Annotated in this window: 5 protein-coding genes and 1 pseudogene; 3 read left to right on the top strand and 3 right to left on the bottom strand. The window is 71.4% G+C overall.

Features of this window, described 5'->3' with window-relative positions; genetic code table 11:
- On the top strand, positions 1-661 hold a 661-nt coding region (locus tag DQW85_RS29020; protein ID WP_162795462.1), incomplete at its 5' end, for an oligopeptide/dipeptide ABC transporter ATP-binding protein.
- Complete coding sequence (locus DQW85_RS29015) at positions 658-2,352, top strand: ABC transporter family substrate-binding protein (protein ID WP_162795461.1); 1,695 nt, start codon at positions 658-660, stop codon at positions 2,350-2,352. The genes DQW85_RS29020 and DQW85_RS29015, both read left to right, overlap by 4 nt.
- A gap of 243 nt (positions 2,353-2,595) precedes the next feature.
- Here DQW85_RS29015 and DQW85_RS29010 read toward each other — a convergent pair whose 3' ends face one another.
- The 3 genes from DQW85_RS29010 to DQW85_RS29000 form a co-directional block, all read right to left on the bottom strand.
- Positions 2,596-3,909: a CHRD domain-containing protein gene (locus DQW85_RS29010; protein ID WP_113703035.1), complete on the bottom strand. Its 1,314-nt coding sequence runs from the start codon at positions 3,907-3,909 to the stop codon at positions 2,596-2,598.
- A 176-nt stretch (positions 3,910-4,085) separates the two neighbouring features.
- Positions 4,086-4,832 carry an anti-sigma factor family protein gene (locus DQW85_RS29005; RefSeq protein ID WP_113703034.1) on the bottom strand — a complete coding sequence of 249 codons (747 nt, stop codon included), beginning with the start codon at positions 4,830-4,832 and terminating at the stop codon, positions 4,086-4,088.
- On the bottom strand, positions 4,829-5,428 hold the full coding sequence (locus DQW85_RS29000; protein WP_476703622.1) for a sigma-70 family RNA polymerase sigma factor: 600 nt from the start codon (positions 5,426-5,428) through the stop codon (positions 4,829-4,831). Before DQW85_RS29000 ends, DQW85_RS29005 begins: the two co-directional genes overlap by 4 nt.
- A 249-nt stretch (positions 5,429-5,677) precedes the next feature.
- Here DQW85_RS29000 and DQW85_RS28995 point away from each other — a divergent pair.
- Positions 5,678-5,908, top strand: a pseudogene (locus DQW85_RS28995) (ribosome small subunit-dependent GTPase A); the annotation flags it as partial.

Genomic DNA, 5,908 nt, shown 5'->3' with positions numbered 1-5,908 from the left:
CGTCGCCGAACCCCTGCGCGCCCACGGCCGGCCCGACGTCGAGCGGCGGGTCGGCGAGCTGCTGCGGCTGGTGGGGCTGGACCCGGGCGCGGCCTCCCGCTACGCGCGCGGCTTCTCCGGCGGCCAGCGGCAGCGCATCGGCATCGCCAGGGCCCTGGCGCTGGAGCCCGAGCTGGTGATCCTCGACGAGCCGGTCTCCGCCCTCGACGTGTCGATCCAGGCCGGGATCATCAACCTGCTGGAGGAACTGCAGGACCGGCTGGGCCTGTCGTACCTGTTCGTCGCGCACGATCTCGCGGTCGTCAGGCACATCGCCGACCGGGTCGCGGTCATGTACCTGGGCCGGATCGTGGAGATCGGCGCGGTGGACGAGCTGTACGAGCGGCCCGCGCACCCGTACACGCGGGCGCTGATCTCGGCCGTGCCCATTCCCGACCCCGGCAAGGAACGCGGCAGGACCCGCGTCCTGCTGCGCGGCGACCTGCCCGGCCCCGCCGGTCCGCCGTCGGGCTGCCGGTTCCGCTCCCGGTGCCCGACGTTCGCCGTGCTGCCCGAGGCCCGGCGGGAGCCCTGCGTCGGGGTGGAACCGGCGCTCACCCCGCTCGACGGCCTCGACCACGGCGTGGCCTGCCATCACCCAACCGTAAGGAGCATGAAGTGAGATCCCTCTTGGCTACCGGCGTGGTGCTGGCGGTCCTCGTGACGGGCTGTTCGTCCGGATCAGGGCCGGGCGCGCCGGCACAGCGGGCCGCGACTCCAGAGATCGGCGTGCACGACGTCAACCCGGTGCCCCGCGACCGGGTCGCCGACGGCGGCACGCTGCGCTGGCCCATCGGCACGCTGCCTGAACAGTGGAACTTCAAGCACGTCAACGGCGGCCTGGCCGACCAGCTGGTCGTGATGGACGCGCTGCTGCCCAGGGCGTTCGCCTCGGACGAGAAGGGCAACGTCACGCCCGACCCCGACTACGTGCTCGACGCCGGGATCCAGCCCGGCGAGAAGCCCGTGGTGACGCTGAAGCTCAACCCGAAGGCCAAGTGGTCCGACGGCGAGCCCGTCACCGCGGCCGACTACATCGGCATGTGGAAGGCCATGAACGGGCGGGACGACGGCTACCAGACCGGCGGCCCCGACCCCTACGACCAGATGGAGAAGGTCGACCGAGGCGCGAACGAGCACGAGGTCGTCGTCACCTTCGCCAAGCCGTACGCGGACTGGAAGAAGATGTTCGCCCAGTTGATGCCCGCCTCGGTCACCAGGACCGCCGAGGGGTTCAACAAGGGCTACCTCGGCAGGATGGGGCCCACCGCGGGGCCGTTCAAGCTGGGGGAGATCAACAAGACGGCCGGGACCGTCACCATCGTCCGAGACCCCGGCTGGTGGGGCGCACCAGCCAAGCTGGACAAGATCATCTTCCGGGGGATGGAGGCCGACGCGCAGGTCAACGCGTTCGCCAACAACGAGCTCGACCTGGTCAGCGTGGGCGGCAGCGCCAACTACTACGCCCGGGCCAAGGAGGTGCCCGGCGTGACGCTGCGCAGGGCGCTGTCCACCGACACGCGCTTCCTCATGCTCAACGGCTCCTCGGCGACCCTCTCCGACGTCCGGGTACGGCAGGCGGTCCTGGTCGGGATCAACCGGGAAGTGTTCGCCCAGGCCTCGCTCAAGGGCCTGGACTGGCCGATCAGGACCCTCGACAACCACTTCTTCGGTTACGGCCAGGAAGGCTACCAGGACAACACCGGCGGCCTGGGCAAGTACGACCCGGCCAAGGCCGCGAAGCTGCTCGACGAGGCGGGCTGGACGCTGCCCGCGGGCAAGCAGGTACGCGAGAGGAACGGGCTGCCGCTCAAGATCCGTTTCCACATCATCAGCGGCCAGGAGCGGCACAAGCTCGCGGCCGAGCTGGCCCAGTCGCTGCTGAAGGAGATCGGGATCACCATCGAGATCATTCCCACTCCCGCGGCCGAGTTCTTCGACAAGTACGTCAGGCCCGGCAACTTCGACATCGTGACCTTCGGCGTCGGCGGCGGCACCTTCCCCGTCTCCGACAACGTCGGCGCCTACCTGCAGCCCACCAAGGACGAGAAGGGCGAGGTGCTGACAAGGGGCAACGAGGGCCGCATCGGCTCGCCCGAGCTGGACGAGGCGCTCCGCAGAGCCACCGCCGAACTCGACCCGGCCAGGGCCAGGCAGCTCGCCAACGAGGCCGACGCCAAGATCTGGGAGCTGGTGACCAGGATCATGCTCTTCCAGGGACCGGAGATCATCGCGACCAAGTCGAACCTCGCCAACTACGGCGCCACCGCCTTCGCCGACCTCCGTTACGAGGACATCGGCTTCACGAAGTGACGTCAGCCCAAGCGATCCGAGAGCCCACCCCGTGTGTTGCGACCGCCCCGCCGCACGGGCTGCGGTCTGCGGCGGGGCGTCGCCTGCTCCCGGTGGGCCGCGTACCGGGGAGCGGAGGCCGGTCGCCGGCCGTGGAGGACCGGGGCCGGCCGGGAGGTCCTTCCGGGACGGGACCGAATCGCCCCGGAAGCGACCTGGAGGCCGGTGGAGAAGCGGGTCATCCGGCGGGATCGGCCTGGCGCGTCAGCCGAGGAACAGGTAGTCGGCCCGGTACGGCACCAGCGCCCTGGTGCCCGGCCGGCAGGCGCTGGCGGGGGCGAGGCCGCCCTCGGTGTTGACCCTGAGGATCTGCGTGGTGTGGGACAGCAGGCCGCCGCTCCCCCCTGATGGAGCGGCGGCCAGCAGCAGGGCGGGGAGGTTGCGGTGACCGTTCGAGCTCCTGGCGACGACCTGCCCGCGCACCGAGCTGCCGTCGGGGGCCCTCCACCGCGGCGGCCGGCCGGGGGCCATCGTGAGGACCACGCCGCGCCGCAGCCTGGCCGCCGCTCCGTGCTGGGTGTAGGCATAGCCGCCGCCGGGCTGCTTGGCGCAGGCGTACACCTGCCTGCCGCGCAGCACGTCCGCCGTGACCGCCCGCGGGTGGTCGAACGCCTGTCCGGAGAGTTTCCCGCGCACCGCGCCGCCGTTGAACTCGGTGGTGTGCAGGTTGCTGTAGTACCTGCCCGGGTTGGCGGCGATGCGCCTGACCACGGCGGCGCGGACGGGGGCCTCACCCGCCAGGCCGCTCAGGTTCGCGGGCAGTCCGTTGGGCGCGCCGATCAGGTCGGCGACCACGGGGCCGTTCTGGCCGGGCGGGCCCTTGTGGACGTGGCCGCCGGTCACCTGCCCGAGCCCCGACCACAGGGCCGTGAAGCCGATGACCGAGCCGTGCGGGCGCAGCCACCAGACGCCCCGGCCGTCCTGGTCGCCGCGTTTCATGCCGTCGTTCCCCTGCACCTCCTGCGCGCCGTCGGCCCGGGAGCCGAGCGTCGCGTGGTTGCTGCCGTTCAGCACGCCACCGAGGTCCACCGGCCGGACGAGCCGGTAGAACTGGCCGCGGACCGCCCCCTGCGGGTGCTTGGCGTTGTGCAGGTTGGCGTAGAAGCCGCCTGGACTGTGGACCAGGGATCTGATGAGCGCCGGGTCGGCGTCGACCGTGCCGATCAGTCCCAGCACGGTCTTGGGCAGCGCCTGGGTGAAGAACGGGAGCTTGACCTCCCCGTTCGTCCCTCTGGCCCCCAGGTGGACGTGCCCGGCGGAGGGCAGGTCGATCTTGTTCCAGCGGATCGCGTACGTGACCCTGCTGCCGCTGATCTTCAGCACGACCGTCGCCCGGCCGTCGGCGTCCCCCGCGGCGCCCACCTCGTTGGCGCCGCGTAACCCCGCGGCGAGGTAGACCTCGGTCGCCGCGCCGGTGGAGGCGCTGACGGACGCGGGTGCCAGAGCGGAGGCCAGCAGGCCGGTGGCGAGCACACCGGCGGGCACGGCACTGGTGAGGGTGGATCGGGAAAGCGGCATGAGGGGACCTCTCGAAGGCGGGACATTCCTGCTCGTATGGCAAGCAGTACGGCGCCCGTGCCCGGCGAGGTTCAACGCCCGAACGCGTACATTTACTCACAAGCCACCACGCGCGACCGGCAGTCGCAGGACGCGAAAAAGCCCTCCCACCCCAGGTGAGAGGGCTCCCGGAAAGCTCAGACCTCGACGGTCAGCAGCTTCTTCCCCGTTGTGGTGACCACCTCGAAGCGGTCGATCTCGTGGAGCGGCGACGGGCTGCCCCCGTGCATGTAGAGCGGTCGCGGCTGCCCCGGAACCCCGTAGCCGGCGGCCGGCACCGACCACCCCGTCATGACCCGCCGCACCCCCGACTTGGACACCGACACCAGCTCGCACTCCAGCGGCCCCTTCACCCCGGCCAGCTTGAGCGCGGCATGCGTGCCCCACGCCTTCGACTCGACGACCAGACCCCCGTTCACCCCGCCGGCGCCCGTGCCCGCCACGGGCCTGCCGTCAGCGTAGAACTGCTCCGCGGGCCCCATGTGCGCGTCGGAGGGCATCCCGGACGCGGCCGGGGACGACATCCCGCCGGAGCCCACCTGCATGCCGACCGTAAGCCCGCCGGCCACCAGCGTGACCGCGGCGGCCAGGCCGATCATGACCGTCCCCCTGCGGGTCCGCCGGTCGGCCGCCCGCCTGCGCCGCATCATGTCGACCACCTCGGCCTCACCGCGAGGGGCGGCGGGTTCACCGCGAGGGGCGGCAGGTTCGTCGTCGAGGGGACCGAGCCCGTCGAGCGCGCCGGCGACACCGGCCAGGTCGGCCAGCTCGGCCCGGCACGACGGGCAGACGTAGAGGTGCGCCTCGAAGGCGCGCTTGTCGTCCTCCTCCAGCAGTCCGAGGGCGTAGGCGCCCACATCGGTGTGTTCCACCTGGAAGTTCACGCCGTCACCCCTCTCTCCTCCAGTGCGACGCGCAACGCGCGCACCGCGTAGTAGACGCGGGACTTCACCGTGCCCACGGGGATCCCGAGCGCCTGCGCGGCGTCGTTGACCGACCGGTCGCGCAGGATCGTCTCGTTCAGGATCTCACGGTGCGCCGGCGACAGCGCCCTGAGCGCATCGGACACGACCACCTGGTGCAGCATTCCGTCCACCTCGTCGGGCATGGGCACGCGCTCCAGCGGTCCGTCACTCGACTCCCTGGGACGGGCGTCCCTGCGCCGCCGGTCATCGATCACGATACGTCTGGCGACGGTGGCGAGCCAGGGCATCAACGAGACCGACGCGGGGTCGAGCCGCTCGGCGCTGCGCCAGGCACGGATCATGGTCTCCTGCACGACGTCCTCCGCCCACTGCCTGTCGCCCCCCGTCAGGCGTGCGACGAAGGCCAGCAGCGGCCGGTGGTACTCCCGGTAGAGCGCCGAGACGACGAGGTCGTCATCCGGTCGTACACGCCTGATCCAATGGCTCAACCGCGGCTTGCCCATCGGATCGGCCCCCTCGGTCGAGGGTGGGGGATACGTGCTGACTCGCATCATTCCCCTTTCTCGAGTGCGTCGGCAGGGGGTACGGCTGGAGCTGCGGTGACGGTTCAACCGGACGGAAAGAAAAATGGGATTGCGGCGTCCGGGACGAGCTGCGTAGAGTCTCGGGGACGTGTCGCGGATCGAGAAGTGAGGAGGTGAGGACCATGCGGGTCGACTTCAGCATGCCGTCCACCCACCTCCGGCCGGTCGCCTGAGCCATCCGGCCTTCCTTCTCGACTCTCGACCAAAGGACTCACTGCGTTGTCTTCCGATCTCTCACTGCTCGGCTGGACCGGCTCCCGCGCCGCCGACCTCCCGCCCGGCACCGTTCCCGCCCGCGTGGCCCGCGTCGACCGAGGCTCCGCCGAGGTGATCGCGGCGGACGGCCAGCACCACGCCCGCTACGCCGCCCACGTCCGCCGGGCGGCCGCCGAGGACCCGGTGGCGCTCCCGTGCGTCGGCGACTGGGTCGCGCTCACCGAGCTGCCCGAG

Origin of the sequence: Nonomuraea lactucae, assembly GCF_003313395.1 — a bacterium.
Lineage (GTDB): Bacteria > Actinomycetota > Actinomycetes > Streptosporangiales > Streptosporangiaceae > Nonomuraea > Nonomuraea lactucae.
The sequence above is the reverse complement of the archived record's forward strand: the minus strand, read 5'-3'. Positions and strand labels throughout refer to the sequence as shown.

Excerpts from the sequence above, each read along its gene's own strand:
- DQW85_RS29000 (WP_476703622.1), bottom strand. The coding sequence starts at position 5,428 with ATGATGCGAGTCAGCACGTATCCCCCACCCTCGACCGAGGGGGCCGAT.
- DQW85_RS29010 (WP_113703035.1), bottom strand. The coding sequence starts at position 3,909 with ATGCCGCTTTCCCGATCCACCCTCACCAGTGCCGTGCCCGCCGGTGTG.